Annotated in this window: 18 protein-coding genes, 2 tRNA genes and 1 other RNA gene; 13 read left to right on the top strand and 8 right to left on the bottom strand. The window is 35.4% G+C overall.

What is annotated here, in order from left to right:
- From MV589_RS05675 to MV589_RS05665, 3 genes are all read left to right on the top strand, one after another.
- Positions 1-612: nitrilase-related carbon-nitrogen hydrolase (locus MV589_RS05675; RefSeq protein WP_297432901.1), on the top strand; the 612-nt coding region annotated here is incomplete at its 5' end.
- Positions 613-659: 47 nt separating this feature from the next.
- Complete coding sequence (locus MV589_RS05670; protein ID WP_297432899.1) at positions 660-2,759, top strand: RNA degradosome polyphosphate kinase; 2,100 nt, start codon at positions 660-662, stop codon at positions 2,757-2,759.
- A gap of 10 nt (positions 2,760-2,769) precedes the next feature.
- Entirely contained in the window at positions 2,770-3,300 is a 531-nt protein-coding gene (locus MV589_RS05665) for a gamma carbonic anhydrase family protein (RefSeq protein WP_297432897.1), read from the top strand.
- A 2-nt stretch (positions 3,301-3,302) separates the two neighbouring features.
- Here MV589_RS05665 and argJ read toward each other — a convergent pair whose 3' ends face one another.
- Genes argJ through rpmB form a run of 3 tightly spaced genes read right to left on the bottom strand, consistent with a single transcriptional unit; the run spans position 3,303 to position 5,807 of the window.
- Positions 3,303-4,481 (bottom strand): bifunctional glutamate N-acetyltransferase/amino-acid acetyltransferase ArgJ, encoded by a 1,179-nt coding sequence (argJ, locus tag MV589_RS05660; RefSeq protein WP_297432895.1) that lies wholly within the window; start codon positions 4,479-4,481, stop codon positions 3,303-3,305.
- On the bottom strand, positions 4,474-5,604 hold the full coding sequence (locus MV589_RS05655) for a potassium channel family protein (protein WP_297432894.1): 1,131 nt from the start codon (positions 5,602-5,604) through the stop codon (positions 4,474-4,476). The genes argJ and MV589_RS05655 overlap by 8 nt, the downstream gene beginning before the upstream one ends.
- 14 nt (positions 5,605-5,618) lie before the next feature.
- Positions 5,619-5,807 (bottom strand): 50S ribosomal protein L28, encoded by a 189-nt coding sequence (gene rpmB, locus MV589_RS05650; protein WP_021287002.1) that lies wholly within the window; start codon positions 5,805-5,807, stop codon positions 5,619-5,621.
- A gap of 161 nt (positions 5,808-5,968) precedes the next feature.
- Here rpmB and MV589_RS05645 point away from each other — a divergent pair, with 161 nt between their 5' ends.
- From MV589_RS05645 to MV589_RS05625, 5 genes are read left to right on the top strand one after another with little or no spacing between them, the layout of a single operon-like run.
- Complete coding sequence (locus MV589_RS05645; protein WP_297432892.1) at positions 5,969-6,766, top strand: HDOD domain-containing protein; 798 nt, start codon at positions 5,969-5,971, stop codon at positions 6,764-6,766.
- Entirely contained in the window at positions 6,763-8,157 is a 1,395-nt protein-coding gene (locus MV589_RS05640; RefSeq protein ID WP_297432890.1) for a chemotaxis protein CheX, read from the top strand. The genes MV589_RS05645 and MV589_RS05640 overlap by 4 nt, the downstream gene beginning before the upstream one ends.
- A 58-nt stretch (positions 8,158-8,215) precedes the next feature.
- Positions 8,216-8,857 (top strand): ribulose-phosphate 3-epimerase, encoded by a 642-nt coding sequence (rpe, locus tag MV589_RS05635; protein WP_297432888.1) that lies wholly within the window; start codon positions 8,216-8,218, stop codon positions 8,855-8,857.
- On the top strand, positions 8,857-9,441 hold the full coding sequence (locus tag MV589_RS05630; RefSeq protein WP_297432886.1) for a phosphoribosylanthranilate isomerase: 585 nt from the start codon (positions 8,857-8,859) through the stop codon (positions 9,439-9,441). Before rpe ends, MV589_RS05630 begins: the two co-directional genes overlap by 1 nt.
- Complete coding sequence (locus tag MV589_RS05625; protein ID WP_297432885.1) at positions 9,431-10,228, top strand: 3'-5' exonuclease; 798 nt, start codon at positions 9,431-9,433, stop codon at positions 10,226-10,228. Before MV589_RS05630 ends, MV589_RS05625 begins: the two co-directional genes overlap by 11 nt.
- Here MV589_RS05625 and accA read toward each other — a convergent pair.
- From accA to gpmI, 5 genes are all read right to left on the bottom strand, one after another.
- Positions 10,225-11,256, bottom strand: coding sequence for an acetyl-CoA carboxylase carboxyl transferase subunit alpha (gene accA, locus MV589_RS05620; RefSeq protein WP_297432883.1), 1,032 nt, complete (start codon positions 11,254-11,256; stop codon positions 10,225-10,227). The genes MV589_RS05625 and accA overlap by 4 nt on opposite strands.
- A gap of 17 nt (positions 11,257-11,273) precedes the next feature.
- Entirely contained in the window at positions 11,274-12,491 is a 1,218-nt protein-coding gene (locus MV589_RS05615; RefSeq protein ID WP_297432881.1) for a beta-ketoacyl-ACP synthase II, read from the bottom strand.
- A gap of 116 nt (positions 12,492-12,607) precedes the next feature.
- The gene (gene acpP, locus MV589_RS05610; protein WP_297432879.1) at positions 12,608-12,835 is read right to left on the bottom strand and encodes an acyl carrier protein; all 228 of its coding nucleotides are present in this window, start codon (positions 12,833-12,835) and stop codon (positions 12,608-12,610) included.
- Between the two features lie 55 nt (positions 12,836-12,890).
- On the bottom strand, positions 12,891-13,637 hold the full coding sequence (gene fabG, locus MV589_RS05605; protein ID WP_297432877.1) for a 3-oxoacyl-ACP reductase FabG: 747 nt from the start codon (positions 13,635-13,637) through the stop codon (positions 12,891-12,893).
- Between the two features lie 61 nt (positions 13,638-13,698).
- Entirely contained in the window at positions 13,699-15,177 is a 1,479-nt protein-coding gene (gene gpmI, locus MV589_RS05600) for a 2,3-bisphosphoglycerate-independent phosphoglycerate mutase (protein ID WP_297432875.1), read from the bottom strand.
- Positions 15,178-15,264: 87 nt separating this feature from the next.
- On the opposite strand from gpmI, the gene mraY reads away from it, so the two are divergent.
- From mraY to MV589_RS05575, 5 genes are all read left to right on the top strand, one after another.
- Positions 15,265-16,326: a phospho-N-acetylmuramoyl-pentapeptide-transferase gene (mraY, locus tag MV589_RS05595; protein WP_297432872.1), complete on the top strand. Its 1,062-nt coding sequence runs from the start codon at positions 15,265-15,267 to the stop codon at positions 16,324-16,326.
- A 51-nt stretch (positions 16,327-16,377) separates the two neighbouring features.
- Positions 16,378-16,453 (top strand) — tRNA-Phe (locus MV589_RS05590).
- A gap of 42 nt (positions 16,454-16,495) precedes the next feature.
- Positions 16,496-16,571, top strand: a tRNA-Phe gene (locus tag MV589_RS05585).
- 83 nt (positions 16,572-16,654) lie between these two features.
- Positions 16,655-17,032, top strand: a transfer-messenger RNA (tmRNA) gene (ssrA, locus tag MV589_RS05580).
- Between the two features lie 38 nt (positions 17,033-17,070).
- Positions 17,071-18,762, top strand: coding sequence for an autotransporter assembly complex protein TamA (locus tag MV589_RS05575; RefSeq protein ID WP_297432870.1), 1,692 nt, complete (start codon positions 17,071-17,073; stop codon positions 18,760-18,762).
- The last annotated feature ends 17 nt before the right edge of the window (positions 18,763-18,779 follow it).

Genomic DNA, 18,779 nt, shown 5'->3' with positions numbered 1-18,779 from the left:
GATAAATGGCAAAGAAAAAACCTCTATCCAACTGTTAATATGATATTTAACGAAATTGATAAAGCAACAAAAGAGGGGTATGATTTAGTTGTATTTCCAGAGTCTGTTTTTCCACTCTTTATGAATAGGAACCCTCTTCTACTCTCACAAGTTCTAGCAGCGAGTAAACATATAGACATCATTGCAGGTTCACTACTTCGCGAAAATCATCTCAACTACAATGTAACCTACTTTTTTCAAAATCAAACATATAAAGTTGCAAAAAAACTGGTACTTGTCCCCTTTGGAGAGTATATTCCACTTCCCTCATTTATGAAAAAATTTGTAAACGATACTTTTTTTGCAGGAGCGAGTGACTTTGTAACAGCCAAAAAGCCAACTGATTTTCTCATCAAAGGAGTAAAATTTAGAAATGCAATCTGTTACGAAGCAACTTGTCAGAAACTTTATGATGGTGATGTAAAGTATATGATAGCCATCAGCAACAATGCATGGTTTGTCCCCTCAATTGAGCCAACAATACAAAAACTGCTTATGGAGTACTATGGACGGAAGAACGGTATAACAATTTATCATGCAGCAAATGCCGCGGGCACGGGAGTAATTAAGTAATTTTAGGTATAATAATAAATAAAAAATCATATAGAGGTTCATAAAATATGCTTAATTTAAAAAATCCAAATCTTTATTTAAACCGTGAAATATCATGGTTGCAATTTAACACAAGAGTGCTAAAACAGGCACAAGATGAATCGTTACCACTTTTAGAGCGTCTTAAATTTTTAGCAATTTATGGTACAAATCTTGATGAATTTTATATGATTCGTGTTGCTGGATTGAAAAAACTCTTTTCAGCTGGCATTATTGTCTCAGGTGCAGACAGACTTACACCTCTACAACAACTTCGTGAAATTAGAAACTATCTTCACCAAGAGCAGCAGGTCGTTGAACACTGCCGAAGTGAAATTTTTAAAAAACTTGAGCCACATGGAATTTCTGTAAAAACATATGATGAGTTAGACAACCAAGATAAACGCACACTTAACCAATATTTTAATGAAAATATATATCCGGTAATTATACCTATTGCTGTAGATGCGACACACCCGTTCCCTCATCTAAACAACCTTAGTTTTGGTCTTATTGTCAAGCTCCGAGATAGTGACAATGAAGATATAGAACGTTTTGGAATCATCCGTGTACCTCGTGTTTTAGATAGATATGTAGAACTTGAAAGTGGCACGTATGTTCCTATAGAAAGTGTGGTAGAAAAGCATGTAGAAGATTTGTTTCCTGGGTATGCACTTATAAAGTATGCTTCATTTCGTGTAACAAGAAATGCTGACATCGCCATAGAAGAGGAAGAGGCTGATGACTTTATGGAAATTCTTGAAGAGGGTCTAAAGCTTCGACGTAAAGGCGAGATGGTACGACTTGAAGTTGGATCAGATGCAGATAGTGAAGTTATCAATTTTTTCAATAGCCATGCACATGTTTACAAAGATGACATCTATACCTTTCACACATTTTTAAATCTCTCAAGTCTTTGGCAAATTGTATCAAACAAAGATTTTGCCCACCTTTTAGCACCATCATTCCAGCCAAAGATACTACCACCATTTGATAGCAATGAGGACTATTTCTCTATTTTAGAAAAACAAGATGTTTTACTCTATCATCCTTATGATAGTTTTGATCCTGTTGTAAGCCTTATCCAGAGTGCTGCAAAAGACAGTGATGTCGTCTCCATTAAAATGACACTCTACCGTTCAGGAACAAAATCTCCAATCGTCAAAGCACTTATTGATGCAAGTGAAAGTGGAAAGCAGGTAACAGTTATGGTTGAGCTTAAAGCAAGGTTCGATGAAGAAAATAACCTTATTTGGGCTAAAGCCTTAGAAAAATCAGGTGCGCATGTTATCTACGGTATTCAAGGATTTAAAGTCCATGCGAAAGCAGCACTTATTACACGCCGAAAAAATGGAAAGCTAAAACAGTATGCACACTTAGGAACAGGAAACTACAACCCTGCTACTTCTAAAATTTATACCGATATGAGTTATATGACAAGTAAAGACGCTATTACAAATGACTTAACACGCTTCTTTCACTTCCTTACAGGTTTTAGTAAAAAAGGCAAGCTCAACGAACTCTATATGGCACCATCACAGATCAAACCAAAACTCCTCTCACTCATTCATAATGAAACAAGACAGGGAACAAATGGTCAAATCATTGCAAAAGTGAACTCACTTGTTGATGAGGATGTTATAAGAGCCCTTTACAAAGCCTCTCAAGCAGGTGTAAAAATTGATCTTATTGTTCGTGGTATCTGTTGCTTAAAGCCGGGAATTGAAGGTGTGAGTGAAAATATTCGTGTTATCTCCATTCTTGGAAAATATCTCGAACATGCCCGTGCATTTTACTTTAAAAATGATGCTTCAAAAATCTATATTTCAAGTGCAGATTGGATGCCAAGAAACTTAGTAAGACGCATTGAGCTCCTTACTGCAATCAAAGATAAAGCCGCACAAAATAAAATCATTCAGATACTTAAACTACAATGTGCAGATAATGTCCTCTCTCATGAGCTACAAAAAGATGGCACTTATATAAAAGTAAAAGCACAAAAAGGTGAGAAAAATATAAACAACCATAAATTGCTAGAGGATTATGTCAATAAAATTGCAAAAGCAACACGCAAAGAGACCTCAAGTTATGTAACACAACTTGCAGAGCGTCTCTTTATAGAGAGTTAGGAGATTTACTATGTTACATTCATTTAAAGGCACTCACCCAAAAATAGGAGAAAAAAGTTGGATAGCACCCTCTGCGGATGTTGTCGGAGATGTCACTTGTGGCAAAGATTGTTCTATCTGGTTTGGCTGTGTCGTAAGGGGAGATGTTCACTATATCTCTATTGGAGAGAGAACAAATATTCAAGATTTATCTATGATTCATGTCACACACTACAAAAATGGAGACAAATCTACAGGCAATCCAACCATCATAGGCAATGATGTAACGGTCGGGCACCGTGTAATGCTTCATGGTTGCACAATCGAAGATGCCTGTCTTATAGGAATGAGTGCTACCATTTTAGATGGAGCAGTTATTGGAAAAGAGAGCATAGTAGGCGCAGGAGCGCTTGTTACAAAAGACAAACGCTTTCCTCCCCGTTCACTTATCATTGGTGCACCTGCTAAAGTTGTGCGCACACTTAACGATGAAGAGGTGGCAGAACTTTATGGCTCGGCAAAACGCTATGTTGCTTTTAAAGAAGATTATAGAGTAGATTAAATCTACGTTCTATAATCCGCATTAATCTTTACATACTCATAACCCAAGTCACATCCAAACGCAGTGAATACTCCATCTGCAATTCCAAGGTCACAATAGATTGTAAACTCATCTAGTTTCATAACTTCTGAAGCCTTTTGCTCCATTGCTGCATCAAAATACAGTTCACCCTGTTTATATACACATAAATCATTAAAAGCAATAGTTAATTTCTCTTCATATGCCTCTGCCCCACTCGCTCCAACTGTTGAAGCAATTCTTCCCCAGTTTGGATCCTCACCATAGAGTGCAGTTTTTACAAGTAGTGAGTTTGAGAGTGCTTTTGCTACTATTTCAGCCTCTTTGTCATCTTTTGCACCACTCACTTCATATGTTACAAGTTTTGTAGCACCTTCGCCATCTTTTACCATTTGACGCGCTAAAAATCGCATAATGTTATAAAGAACATCACTAAACGCAGCTGCATTATAAGCTCCACTTTTTGCATTTGAGAGTAGCATCACGGTATCATTTGTAGAGGTGTCACCATCTACACTTGCTGCATTAAAAGTAAAAGCAATATTTTTATCAAGGTGTTTTTGCATCTCCTCTTTGCTAACATCTGCATCAGTTGTAATAAAACAGAGCATCGTAGCCATTGCAGGATTAATCATTCCCGCACCCTTTGCCATTGCCCCAATATGAAAGCTGCTACCGTCTGCAAGTTCTACTCTATAAGCAATCTGTTTTGAAAAAGTATCGGTAGTCATAATGGCCTCTGCCGCTGCGTTTGGCTCACGTTTGCTCAAATCAAGAAGCTTTGCTCCAGCTATAAGCTTCTCTTTTGGCACTCTCACACCAATAACACCCGTGGAACTCATTACCGCGTTTGAGACAGCTGCAGGAAGTGTTGCTAAAATCTCTTCGATGTCATCAATACCTGCTTTACCAGTCATAGCATTTGCATTTTTTGAGTTTATAAACACAAAATTTGTCTGAAATTCACCTCTATTTTGAAAGTGTCTAATAGGTGCTGCTGCCATCTTATTTGTAGTAAATGTTGCTGCTATTGCACACTCTTTTTCACTATATATAAATGCCATATCTTTAGCATTAGCTGCTTTAAGACCTGCACTCACACCATCCGCATAAAAACCATCAGCAGCACATACGCCACCATCTATTTTTGTTAACTTATACAAATTTCAACTCCTTAGGTTTTACTCTTTTAGAGAGTAAATCTTTTGTAATTTTTATTCCTTTTTGTGTCCCAATAACTAAAAGTTTTGATTCACTACTCACCAGAGTATCCCCTTTTGGCATACTTTGGAACTTCCCCTCTTTGTTTGTAATTCCAACAACCGAGGTGTTGGCAATTTCACGAATATGTGTCTCTTTAAGTTTTTTAAGTACTGCCCAACTGTATCTAGGGATAACAATTTCCTGCATATCAAGAGGATTATCATTTTTATATAAAAACTCTTCAAGCAAATTTTCCATATCAGGTCTTGCCGCCATAGCACTTACTCTTTGTGCAGTAAGTTTTGTAGGTGAAACCACTGTATCTGCACCGAGTTTTTTAAGTTTTTCAACATCACTTACACTTTGAGCAGATGAAATCACATAGTAAGGGCGCGGCAGAAGGTGCTCTTTTTCAAACAGCCTAACAGAAGCAATGAGCGCGATATTGTCCGCAATAGAATCAGAGAGTGTTATAAGCCCTTTTGCGGAAGAGAGATGAGCCTTTAACATTGCACGTTCTGCATGTGGTTCTGCTTCTAAATAGTATGGATACTTATACTCTTGTGCCCACTCCTCTATCTCTTTTCTTGGGTCAATAACAATAAAGGGAATATGATTTTGACGCAACTGCTTTGTTACTTCTATGGTGTAATCATTATGATAACACACAACATAATGATTCTTAAGTCTTGCAATTTTATAAAGCATTCTTCTCTCCTTGAATGCGGCAACAATATGCCCTTTATTTAACTCATTTACCATAATACCAATTGCACTTGAAAAAACAGCAAAACCGGCAATAATCAGATTTATTGTAAAAATTCTACCTGTATCTGATATGGGAGCAATCTCTCCAAATCCTACAGTTGTAAAAGTAATAGCTGTTTGATAGATTGCATCCATCACACTAAAGTTATCAATTATAACATAACCGGCTGTACCGATAAGCATTACTAAAACAGTTAAAATAAGAGGTAATCGAAAAGGTTTTAAAAGAGGGTAAACTTCAGGTAGAAGTTTTTTGTCAGGTTTGGGAGGTGTCTCCCAGTTAAGGAAGTTACGAATCTTCTCTAAGAGATTCAAAACTACTCCTTAAATTATGAATTCTTTTTAAGTGTACGTAACTCTTTTGCAGAAATCTTAATTTTTTTAGTTGTACCATCTTCTAATGTAATACGAACTGTTCTTAAGTTTAATAAAAAACGACGTTTTGTTCTGTTTTTTGCATGAGAAACATTGTTCCCACTCATAGGGCCCTTGCCACTAATAGCACATCTTCTTGCCATTTGAGTATCCTTGAATGATATTTAAAGTTGCGAATTGTATCAAATAAAAGCAAAACTTCAACTTAAGCCAATTTAATTTGCTCTTACTAGAACAATTTATATTCATTTTATACTTATATAGTTAGAATACAAAATAATCTTACTCTACAAAAAGGAATCATTTGATTACAAGAGAAAAAGTCGATGCATATATTCAAAAAATTCCTCCAACGCCGCAGGCGCTGCAACAGACCGTACTTTACCTTAAACAAGAAGAGTTAACAAAAGCCGCTCGCAGTGCCCAAAAAGATTTGGCACTCAGTGCTTACCTTATAGAACTTGTAAATAAACCAATTTTTGGATTTAGAAATAAGGTAGAGGATGTTTCGCAAATCTTTGGAATTTTAGGTGTTGAGCGTTCACAACAAGCGGTTTATAACTATATGATTTCACTTTTATCTCCTGCAAAGTGGCAACTATTTACGCTCAATAGAAGCTCCTTTTATGACCTACAAGCAGAGCTTTCAATAAAATGGCAAATGATTTTAGAACATCTTAATATCACTGATAAAGATATTCAAAATGCCATTACCCTACTCCCTGCTAGTATTATTGTCTCCGAAGCACTTTTTTGTGAAAAACTTGATGATGTAAAGCTCCTTCGGAGTGTAAATGAGATTGATCTCAATACTATACTTAAAAGACTCTGTAATTTAGATCTTTTTGACATCTGCCAAATAATAGCTAGCAAATGGAATATGGGTGAAAAAAGTGCCCAAATTGTGCAGGCTTCTAGCGGTCTTAAACCATCAGAAGATGAACAGATAAACAGACTTGGAAAATGGATGCATCTATTGCTATTTTTTACACTTTCAAAACCTGAGTATATAAACGCAGGACTCAATGATTTTATAGATTTTCAAATAGAGTATGTGCAAGAGATATATGATGATTTTGCAAAACTAATGGAGATTTCATGAGAGCAGTAGTGAAAAATGGTATAGGTGTTTTTCATCCACAAGGTTTTTTAGATGGCAACTCAAGCACAGCACTTTTAAGCATAGATGACATAAACGCAACACTAAAAAGCAATACAGACATTATATTGGTTTCCCTTAAAAAGGTAATATTTTTTAATCGTAATGGGCTTGACACTTTTATAAAAATGTTTAATAAGGTGCGCAGTGCAAACCATATTATTGTAGGTTTTTGTGATTATGATACAAAAAAATATCAAGCGATACAAAAGCTTTACAAAGATGATATGACATTTTCACTTTTTAAGACACAAGAGATTGCAAATCTTTTCTCTAATAGCTATAAAAATCAATCAAAAAATATACTTCTATATAGTGATGATAAATCGCAAAGAGCAGCAATTGCCATTGAACTGCATGACAATGGACATAATCCAGTAGTCGCTCAATCAAAAGAGGAGTTTTTAGAAAAAGCAAAAAACAAAGATGCTTACGATGTAATTATAGATGAATCATATTTAGGGCAAATGGGGCAACAAGTAGCAACACGAGTAACAGGCAATGCCATCATATATACCCTCTCTTCATTTCTTGATGCTGAAATAGGAAATACTTTTAATATTGCCTATCATAACAATTCTCTCAATGTAGGTTTCAGACTCTTCATTTTTGATGCTTATAAAGTAGTAAGCATGAATGTTCATGCACTGAACTTTTTTTCAAAACTAGCCTCTGCTGCTGCAGAATATAATGCTACTATCTGTTTTGTGGGTATGACCTTTGAAAAAACTCCTATGACCTTTAAAGAGACGCTTGAAGATGCGGGTATAATGTTTTTTGAGCAGATGAATGACATTTTAGAGAATAAAGAGCTACTTGATGAACTTGGGGCGAGCAGTGCAGCGGGAGCAAAGAACAAACGTCCACTAAATAAAGTAGTCGTTTCAGAACTAGCGAATTTTATTGATGCAACTGTGGCAACCATAGAGATGATGACAAATGCACAGGCAATCAAAGAAGCTGCAAATGTAGATAAAATCAAAATTGAAAACCCAGAAAATAAGATAGCAAGTTCAATTGGCTTTTACGGAGATATTGATGGCATGGTAATGCTTGTTTTTCCTATTGATATAGCAAAAAAATCATGTGAACTTCTGATTGGAGAGAGCACTGATGATATAGAATTGATTTTAGACACCCTTGCTGAACTGGTAAACATTGTTGGAGGAAAAATAAAAACACTTCTCTCAGATGAAAATGTACATGTTGATATTACGCTACCACGAACATATAGAAATGTCCAAGGACTTTTAGAAATAGCAGGAGATAAAAAAGGAGTTCAAGTTGATCTCTCTTTTGATAATGATAAATTTCTCTTTTTCTTAACAAGATAAAAGTATCCTCTGTGTATAATGCGCACATAATTTACTACTATTTAAGAAGGAAAAATATATGAAAGTAGCGCCTAGTATTCTCTCTGCTGACTTTGGAAATTTACAGCGTGATGTCCAGGAAATATGTGAATCAGGATGTGATTTAGTACATGTTGATGTAATGGATGGACATTTTGTACCAAATCTTACTATTGGACCAGTAGTTGTATCTGCTGTTGCTAAGGCAGCTACAAAACCATTAGACGTACATTTAATGGTCGAGAACAACAGCTTTTTTGTTGATTTGTTTGCACCCCTTAAACCAGAATATATATCTTTTCATATTGAATCTGAAAAACACCCTCATAGAGTTATTCAACAAATCCGCTCTTATGGTATTAAACCTTCCATTGTGCTCAATCCAAACTCCCGTCCTGAAGAGTTAGAGTATCTTTTAGAATTTTTAGATATGGTGCTTCTTATGAGTGTTAATCCCGGGTTTGGAGGACAGAGTTTTATCGATACTGTTATTCCAAAAGCAAAAAAATTGCGAAAAATGATAGATAAAATTAATCCTGAGTGTCTTATTGAAGTCGATGGAGGGGTTAGTGACAAAAATATCCAACTACTAAAAGAGGCAGGTGTTGATGTTGTTGTTGCAGGAAGTTATGTTTTTAAACATAAAAATAGAAAAGAAGCCATTGAGAGTTTACAAATTTAATGCGTTGTAAAATCTGTGGCATTACTTCCTACGAAGATGCAATGCTAGCCATTAATACTGGAGCAAATGCACTTGGTTTTGTCTTTTATGAAAAATCTCCTCGCTATCTTACTCCCCAAGAAGCAAAAAAGATCATTAAAAGATTGCCACCATTTGTTGAGAAAGTTGCACTTTTTGTAAATGTAGATGCTGCGTTTATAAATGAAATATGCCGTTATACAGGTGCAACACTGGCTCAAATTCATTTTGATGCAGATGAAAATCTATACAATAAGCTTGAAATTTCCTATCTAAAAGTTATTCGTGCCAAAAATAGAGACGATATTTTAAAATACAGTGATGAATACAGGTTGGTAGATGCCTATTGTGAAGCTTATGGTGGAACAGGAAAGCGTCTCAACATCGAATGGTTCGACAATATTGATTGCTCAAAAATCATCTTGGCAGGAGGACTTAATCCTCAAAATATTTTAGAGTTAAAAAAATATAATTTTTATGCTTTTGATGTTAGTAGTAGCGTTGAGTCTTCAGCTGGAAAAAAAGATGCACAAAAAGTTAAAGAGTTTATAAACAATGCTAAGTAAAGATATAGGACTTGATGCAAAAAGTCTCTCAAGACTCTCAAAAAAAGGACTTTCTCTTAAAACACTGAAAGATCAAATTAATGAAGAGCTAGATATAACACTTGAACTTTGGAGAGCACAGGGTCTTGATGTTAGAAAAGAGCATGGATCTTTTTTCTTTAATACAGCATTTATAGATATAAACGAAGCAGAATTTTGTATTGTAGATATTGAAACAAATGGTTCAAAAATAGAAAAGCATCAAATAATTGAACTCGCAGCAATAAAAGTAAAAAATGGAAAAATCATTGATAGATTTGAAAGTTTAGTACAAACAGCTGAGATAAACCCCCATATAACTGAACTTACAGGAATTAAAGTATCTGACACAAAAGATGCACCAAAACTAAAAGAGGTACTTATAGAATTTAAACTTTTTTTAGGAGATGCTGTCTTTGTAGCCCATGATGTGAAATTTGATTACGGATTTATCTCTAAAAGTTTGCAAAAAATAGGCTTTGCACCCCTTTTAAATAGAAGTCTTTGCTCTCTTGCTTTAGCTGAGAGAACCATTACTTCATATAGATATGCACTCTCCTATCTAAATGACACATTACACCTCAATCCAAATCCAAGACACCATAGAGCGATGAGTGATGTCATGACAACGTATGGACTTTTTTTACTAAGTTTAGAAAATATACCTGAGGAGATAAAAAGTGTAGAAGATTTGGTAAGATTTTCAAAAGAGGCTCCAAGACATAAACGTCCTAAATTTGATCCTCTTTTAAAAGTAGAAGAAGATTAAGATTTAACCTCTTCTTTTTCTTTCACTTCTTCTTTATCATTTTTTGATTTTAAAAAGTTATCAAGCAAAGATGTACTCTCTGGTTCATCAGCGCTATCTTTAAACTTACCTGGCTTAGTGAGCTTCGCGTAACGTGCATCCATTCTCTCTTCAAGAGTCATTGCTTTAAGCTTTTTCACTTCATCTAAAAAGTACTGTTTTAAAACTTCAGCAGCTTTTTCTTTCTCACGATGTGCACCAATAAGAGGTTCATCAATAACATCGTCAATCAAATCAAGCTCTTTTAAATCACCACTCGTAATTTTTAAAGCATTTGTTGCTGTTTCAACTTTTTTAGGATCATTCCAAAGAATTGCTGCACAACCTTCTGGAGAAATAATACTAAAAATAGAGTAACGCATCATTGCAAATTTATCAGCAACGCCAATTGCTAAAGCACCACCAGAACCACCTTCTCCTATTACTACTGAAATAGTAGGAATTTTAAGCTCTGCAAATTCAAGTAAATTTCTTGCAATCGCCTCACTCTGATTTCTCTCTTCAGCGCCAATCCCAGGATATGCACCCGGAGTATCCACAAGCATAAAAACTGGAATACCAAATTTTTCAGCAAGTTTTGCAGCACGTAAAGCTTTTCTATAGCCTTCAGGATGTGGCATACCAAAATTTCTTTTAAGTTTATTTTTAGTACCACGCCCTTTTTGCTCACCAATAACCATGACTTTTTCATCACCAATATAACCCATATAACAAAGAATTGCAGGATCATCACGGAAATGTCTATCTCCATGAATTTCATACTTATCTCTCATTATAAGATTTATATAATCCAATGAATAAGGACGATCAAGATGGCGTGCCAACTGAAGCTTTTGAAAATCTGAAAGATTCTTATAAATTTTTGTGACTTCTTTGTCTAACTTTTTATTCAACTCTTCAGCAGCAACTTCATCATGACGCACATGTGCAGAAACTATATCTTCTTGAATAAACTTAATCTTATGTTCGAAATCTAAGTATGTAGCCAAATTAAATCCTTATTGCTCTAGATTTTTTTGAAAATAACAACACCATTTGTTCCACCAAATCCAAATGAATTTGACATAACAACATTTAACTCTGCTTTTCTAGCACCCTCTGTAACATAATCTAAATCACAATTCTCATCAGCTTTTTCAAAATTGATAGTAGGAGGAATAATTCCATCTCTCATAGCCATTAAGCATGTTACCGCTTCAATACCACCAGCAGCACCAAGACAGTGACCAATTTGACCTTTAATTGAGCTCATTGGAGGACAGTTCTCTTTTGAACCAAGAAGTGCTTTAAGTGCAAGCGTTTCATTTTTATCATTGATAGCAGTAGAAGTACCATGTGCATTGACATAGTCAAGTTTTGGTTCACCCGCCATTTTATATGCTGCTTTCATAGCACGAGATGGGCCATCAAGAGATGGTGTGGTGATGTGATTTGCATCACCGCTCTCACCAAAACCTATAATCTCACCATATATATTTGCACCGCGCGCAACAGCAGCTTCATACTCTTCAAGTACTAATGCGCCTGCTCCCTCTCCCATCACAAAACCATCACGGTCTGCATCAAATGGACGAGAAGAGTGTTTTGGGTCATCATTTCTAGTGGAAAGTGCTTTCATAGCAGCAAAACCACCAACTCCAGCACCTGTAATAGCAGATTCTGCAGCAACTACTAACATTCTCTCTGCACCATTACACATGATAGTTTTAACAGCTTCATTTATAGAGTGTGTTCCTGCCGCACAAGCAGTTACACTAGAAAGATTTGGACCTTTTGTACCATGTGCAATTGAAACAAATCCACCAAGCATATTTACAAGTGCACCAGGGATGAAAAATGGAGAGATTCTTCGAGGACCTTTTGTAGCTAATATAATTGAGTTTTTCTCAATTGAAGGAAGTCCACCTATACCAGATGCAGCACTTACACCAAATCTTTCCATATCTACATCGTCACCAATATTAGCATCTTCCATAGCTTCTTTGGCAGCTTTAAGACCTAAATGAATAAATCTATCTGCTTTTTTAACCTCTTTTGGAGCCATAACAGTTGCAGGATCAAAATCTTTTACTTCTCCAGCTATTTGAACACTATATTTTTCTGGATCAAAAAGAGTGATAGTATCGATACCGCATTCACCCTCACACATCGCTTTGAATGCGCTTTCTTTATCATTACCAACAGAATTTATCATTCCTAAACCAGTTACTACTACTCTTCTCATTCACTTCTCTCCATCATAATATAAAATATAAATACTTTTAAAAGCCAATTTTTACAAATTAGCCACCAAAAATATTTTCAACCAAAGAGAAACTCACTCTTTGGAAGTAAAATAGACTATTTGCTTTCTATATAGTTAACAACGTCTTGCACAGTTTGAATTTTTTCAGCTTCATCATCAGGAATTTCAATATCGAATTTCTCTTCAAGCGCCATTACTAATTCAACTACGTCAAGGCTGTCTGCACCTAAATCTTCTACGAATTTTGCGTCTTCTTTAACTTCGTCTGGGTTAACGCTTAATTGTTCTACTACTACTTCTTTGATATCGTCTAAAAGTGCCATTATAGCTCCTGTTTTTAAGTTTAAAATCTCGTAATTGTAGCATAATAATCTTAATTTATGCCATATTCATTCCACCATTTACTTTTAAAGTTTCTCCAGTAATATAACTAGCATAATCAGAAAGTAAGAAAGCAGTAGCTTCTGCAACTTCACTTGGATTGCCAAAGCGCTTCATAGGAATTTTAGAGGTAAATGACTCTTTAACCTCATCACTTAATACTTCTGTCATCTCTGTTGCGATGAAACCTGGTGTCACAGTATTGAAACGAATACCGCTTGTAGCCGCTTCAATTGCAAATGATTTTGTCATAGCAATTGTTCCACCTTTACTGGCAGCATAGTTTGTTTGACCACCATTTCCAGTCTCTCCAACAATTGATGCAATATTCACAACTGCACCAAATTTTTTCTTTCGCATCACTTTCATAGATTCACGACAACCAATAAAAGTGGATGTAAGGTTTGCATTAATTACAGACATAAAATCATCAACTTTCATACGAAGAGCAAGTTTATCATTTGTAATTCCAGCATTATTTACCATATATGAAAGCTCTCCATCACTTGCTACTATTGTTTTCACAGCATCTACAAACGCAGCCTCATCACTTACATCAAAGCCAATTACAGCAGCCGTCCCAGCATTTGCTTCTATTTCATCTTTTACAGCATCAGCCTCTGCCGCACCGCTTCTATAGTTTATCCATACTTTTAGACCAAAACCTGCAAGTGTTTTTGCAATCTGTGCACCAATTCCACGACTTGCACCTGTGACAAGTACATTTTTTCCACTAAACTTCATAATTACCCCTTAATTTTATTTTATAAAATGAAGGGAATCCCCTTCACTGCTTGCTTTTTATTTACTGCAATAAACTTTTGTCCATTTCAGATGGAACTTCTAATTCCATCAGCTCTAGTACTGTTGGAGCGATGTTATTAAGTCCGCCACTATTTACTTTCTCAACGCCATCTGCATCTACAAAGCACCAAACCTCACCTACGGTATGATTTGTCAGGACATTTCCTTCATCATCTTTCATCTCTTCACAATTTCCATGATCAGATGTAATCACAAGTGAATACCCTTTATCTTTTGCTTTATCCCAAATAAGACCAAGTTCTGCATCTACAGTCTCTACTGCTTTTATTGCTGCGTTTATGTCTCCTGTGTGACCGACCATATCGCCATTGGCAAAATTTACAACCACAAAATCATACTCTGCATCCATTGCATCAAGAACAGCTTCACCAACCTCTTTTGCACTCATCTCTGGTTTCATATCGTATGTTTTTACATCTGGAGATGGAATAAGCACGCGTGTCTCATTTTCATAAGGTTCATCTATACCACCATTTAAAAAGAAAGTTACATGTGCGTATTTTTCAGTCTCTGCAGTATGCAGTTGGCGAACTCCTGCCTTTGCAATAACCTCTGCTAAAGTATTTTTAGGAACATCTTTTCTAAACATTACAGGATAAGAGAAACTTTTATCATATTCAGTAATTGTTGCAAGATTTACTTTTATATTTGCTCTCTCAAACGCAGTAAAGGAGTCATCAGCTATAGCTGTTACCATCTCTCTCATTCTATCACTTCTAAAGTTTATAGTAAGCACAGCATCTTCATCTTTCATACCATCATAACCCTCAAATGCAGTCGGCTCAACAAATTCATCTGTCTCACCTAAAGAGTAAGAGTGTCCAATGTAAGCTTCAGGCGACATATCTGTTTTTGGCACTGCGTTTACTATTGCATTGTAGCCACGCTCTATTCTCTCCCAGCGGTTATCTCTATCCATAGAGTAAAAACGTCCTGAAATAGTAGCAATTTGCACATTTTCATTAAGATGTTTATCCACTTCTTGAAGATATTTTTGTGCTGAAGTAGGAGAAACATCTCGTCCATCAGTAATGAGATGAAGAAAAACTTTTTTTCCATATTTTGCTGCAATATCAGCAATACCCATAAAATGTTCTATATGCGAATGAACACCACCATCACTCATAAGTCCAATAAGATGTAATCTATCAGAACTTTTAAATAGACTCTGTAAGACTTCATTCTTTTCAAGAGAAGCATCTTTTAAAGCCAATGATATTTTAACTAAATCTTGATATAAAATTCGTCCACTTCCAATAGTCATATGACCAACTTCAGAATTTCCCATCTGTCCCTCAGGAAGTCCAACACTCAAACCAAATGTATCTATTAGCGCATGTGGAACTTCACTAAAAAGTCTGTCATATGTTGGTGTTGTTGCTTTATAAAAAGCATTGTTCTCAGTTTTTTCACTGTAACCAATACCATCGGTAATAACTAAAATTGCTTTTTTACTCAATTTTATTCCTATTAGTAAATTTGTTTTACGATTATACTATAATGTCACTTTGATTTTACAAATGACTCAGTTTTTATAGGATATATATTGTTATATTGGTTACACACTCTACTTGACATCAACATTTTAGGCTACATTACTATTCGTGCAGGTTTTGCATTTTTTATCGCTCTTTTTATTACACTTTTTTTAATGCCAAAGTTTATTCGATGGGCGCAGAGGACATCAAGTGTCCAGCCAATCAACGAATGGGCACCAAAAAGTCATCAGGCAAAAGTCTCTACACCAACAATGGGTGGAGTTGTTTTTGTAGGAGCGACACTATTTGCTTCTTTGCTTACAATAAAATTAAACAACGCATATGCACTTGGTGGATTACTGACTCTAACACTTTTTGCACTCATCGGTTTTCAAGATGACTTTGCTAAAATTAAAAAACATGAAAATCTCGCAGGTCTTAAAGCACGGAGTAAGTTTCTTTTACAAATCACTTCTGCACTTTTAGTCGCCTCTTTCTTATGTTTTTATGCTAATTTCAACACTGATTTATATGTTCCATTTGTAAAAAATCCTCTCTTTGATATGGGAAATTTTGCACTTATTTTATGGGTATTAGTAATGGTTGCTGCTTCAAACGCAGTAAATTTAACAGATGGACTTGACGGTCTTGCGACTGTTCCTTCTATTGCCGGTCTCTCTTCATTTGCCATTATCATTTATATTACGGGAAATATAAAGCTCAGTTCTTACCTCCTAATGCCACATTTTCAAGTAGGAGAAGTTGCCATAATAGCGAGTGCACTCATTGGTGCCCTAAGCGGATTCCTATGGTACAACTGCCACCCTGCAGAGGTTTTCATGGGAGATAGTGGTTCACTGACTATTGGCGCCTTTTTAGGGTATCTCTCCATCATTAGTAAAAGTGAAGTATTACTACTCTTAATTGGTTCTATATTTGTCATAGAGACTCTCTCGGTTATACTGCAGGTTGGAAGCTATAAACTACGCCAAAAACGCATATTTTTAATGGCACCGATTCACCACCATTTTGAGATGAAAAACTGGGCAGAAAATAAAATTATTGTCCGTTTTTGGATTATTGCGATTTTATCTAATATACTCGCACTTATTACTCTAAAAATAAGGTAATATCAGTTTGCTTTCAGCAACCACTAGCTATAATTTCGCTCTTTAAAAGATGGCCAATTAGCTCAGTCGGTAGAGCAACTGACTGAAAATCAGTGTGTCCTTGGTTCGATTCCGAGATTGGCCACCACCTTTTAAAGATATTACTTGTTTTTACTTACAAAATTACCGTGGCCAATTAGCTCAGTCGGTAGAGCAACTGACTGAAAATCAGTGTGTCCTTGGTTCGATTCCGAGATTGGCCACCACCTTTTATATCATTTTCATTTAATTATTTACACTATAAACCATATTTTTGATATAATAAACCTAATATTTGTATAAACATTTTGGGGCTGACCTGGTTTCGACGGGATTTAGTAGCTCCTAACTGCATGCCGGACTGAGCAATTCCGTTACACGGCTCACAATTGCTTAAACGCAAACAATACAAATTATCGCCCAGCTTTAGCAGTAGCTTAAGTTTTATCCCCTCGCAAGAGGCGGGCTGCTTCACCTGCAGATTCTAAATAAGCAGGATTTCGAAGTATAACCCTTCATTTAGATATATTTTAAGTGTGTCTCCACTTAAAATGAATCCTTAGAGGCTGGTCTTGCGTAGCTTTGCAGGTTGTGTGAAGCAAGATAAGATAAAACAACCTTTCTAAGCATGTAGACGTTGGGAGTAGCTAGGTTTCGGACTGGAGTTCGATTCTCCACAGCTCCACCAATTTATTATCTTCAGTATGATATACTCCTATAATGAAAATGTCATTAGTCCTATTTTTCTTTTTGATAAGCACAGTTGTTTACGCAAAGAGTCTTCCCCTTATTTTTCATAACAACAAGCACTTTAACGATAGAAAGCTCTATGAAGTTCTTGACTTATACAAGCCCTACCCCTATGAATTTTATAAAAATGCTCCAACACTTAATCCAAAAATAATTCCCATAGCCATTGAGACTTTAAAAGATTTTTACAAATCTAAAGGCTACTACCATACATCAATAACACCTAAAGTACAAAAAAGTCGTATCGTATTAAATATTTTTGAAAAAGAGCCTGTTAAAATTTCAAAAATAACGATTAAATCACTGTTAAATCTCAAAGATAGTATTCCTTTTAAAGTTGGAGATATTTTTGATGCCCAAAAATTTATTAAGAGCAAAAAAGAGATAAAACTTTTATACCTAAATCATGGCTATGCAAACGCTGCGTTTGACTCAAAAGCATACATAGATATAGTAAAAGAGAGTGCTACGCTTGTCTACAAAGTAATACCAAATAAAGTTTGTAAAATTAAAAATATAAAAATCAATACTCCAAAAGATATTGATAAAAAAATTATCAAATCACTTTTATACTTTCAAGAAGGCGGCATATATACACCTTTGGAGATTAAAAAGAGTTACAAAAACCTTTACGCATATGATGGTATCTCCCAAGTTGTTTTCCAGAGTAAGATATATAATCAAGATGATATAAATGTCACTGTAAATATAAAAGAGACGCAAAAACCAATCCGCTTTCAAATCGGTATAGGAGCAAGTAGTGATGAAGGCGCAGCCGCTTCACTAGGAATAAAACACAGAAACTTCTACGGAAATTTAAAAACATTCTCTTTTACTACAAAAGTAACACACATCAAACAGAGTGTTAAACTCAATTTTACAATGCCTCTAGCACAAAAAAATGTCTTTGGTAATGAACTTAATTTTGAAAATGAAGACTTTTTTGGATTTAAAGAGAGTCGCGTTTTAGATAAAATATACTTTTCTCAAAGAGATGAATTTAACTGGCTGCAGGAAGCTCTTATTATAGATACTTCACATAGTTATGCGAGTACAGACAAAATTCTTTTTCCTAATAAAAATTTGATTTTACTCTCACCAAAACTAAGCTGGAAATATGATAAAAGAGACAAAATCTTAAATCCTTCAAAAGGCTTTTTTTTAGATACGCAGCTGCAAGGTTCATATTTAAATGTAATTTCAAATGCGACCTACTATAAAGCCCTTATAAGCGGAGGGTATATTTTGCCCCTCCAAACCAATATTTTAGCAACAAAAATAAAGATAGGCTCCCTACATACATATGCCGGATCAGTACCTAACTCTTACAGGTTTTTTGCAGGGGGGATGAACAGCAACAGAGCCTATGGTTATAGGTTATTAGGTCCCAGAGATACAAATAATAACCCTGTAGGTTTTAATTCTATTATTGAAACCACTATTGAATACCGTTTTCACATCTATAAAAATTTCAATGGAGTTATTTTTAATGATAATAGTTTTATAGGGCAAACTTACATTCCAAACAATACTGCCGGATATTATGATGGAGGATTTGGTCTGCGCTATGAAACACCCATTGGTCCTTTAGCCATTGACTTAGGTTTTGATCCAAAAAGGCCACTTGAACAACATGCACTGCATTTTCATGTGGGAGAGCTATTTTGATACACACAACCTACCAT

This window comes from Sulfurimonas sp., from assembly GCF_026991475.1.
In the GTDB taxonomy this organism is placed as follows: Bacteria; Campylobacterota; Campylobacteria; order Campylobacterales; family Sulfurimonadaceae; genus Sulfurimonas.
This window is presented reverse-complemented; position numbering and strand designations above follow the sequence as displayed.

What these genes read in the sequence shown, in the direction of transcription:
- acpP (WP_297432879.1), bottom strand. Translation starts at nt 12,835, where the DNA reads ATGGCACTTTTAGACGATATCAAAGAAGTAGTAGTAGAACAATTAAGC.
- rpe (WP_297432888.1), top strand. Translation starts at nt 8,216, where the DNA reads ATGAAAGTAGCGCCTAGTATTCTCTCTGCTGACTTTGGAAATTTACAG.
- MV589_RS05640 (WP_297432890.1), top strand. Translation starts at nt 6,763, where the DNA reads ATGAGAGCAGTAGTGAAAAATGGTATAGGTGTTTTTCATCCACAAGGT.
- MV589_RS05575 (WP_297432870.1), top strand. Translation starts at nt 17,071, where the DNA reads ATGTCATTAGTCCTATTTTTCTTTTTGATAAGCACAGTTGTTTACGCA.
- MV589_RS05670 (WP_297432899.1), top strand. Translation starts at nt 660, where the DNA reads ATGCTTAATTTAAAAAATCCAAATCTTTATTTAAACCGTGAAATATCA.
- fabG (WP_297432877.1), bottom strand. Translation starts at nt 13,637, where the DNA reads ATGAAGTTTAGTGGAAAAAATGTACTTGTCACAGGTGCAAGTCGTGGA.
- MV589_RS05625 (WP_297432885.1), top strand. Translation starts at nt 9,431, where the DNA reads ATGCTAAGTAAAGATATAGGACTTGATGCAAAAAGTCTCTCAAGACTC.
- rpmB (WP_021287002.1), bottom strand. Translation starts at nt 5,807, where the DNA reads ATGGCAAGAAGATGTGCTATTAGTGGCAAGGGCCCTATGAGTGGGAAC.
- MV589_RS05665 (WP_297432897.1), top strand. Translation starts at nt 2,770, where the DNA reads ATGTTACATTCATTTAAAGGCACTCACCCAAAAATAGGAGAAAAAAGT.
- MV589_RS05630 (WP_297432886.1), top strand. Translation starts at nt 8,857, where the DNA reads ATGCGTTGTAAAATCTGTGGCATTACTTCCTACGAAGATGCAATGCTA.
- MV589_RS05615 (WP_297432881.1), bottom strand. Translation starts at nt 12,491, where the DNA reads ATGAGAAGAGTAGTAGTAACTGGTTTAGGAATGATAAATTCTGTTGGT.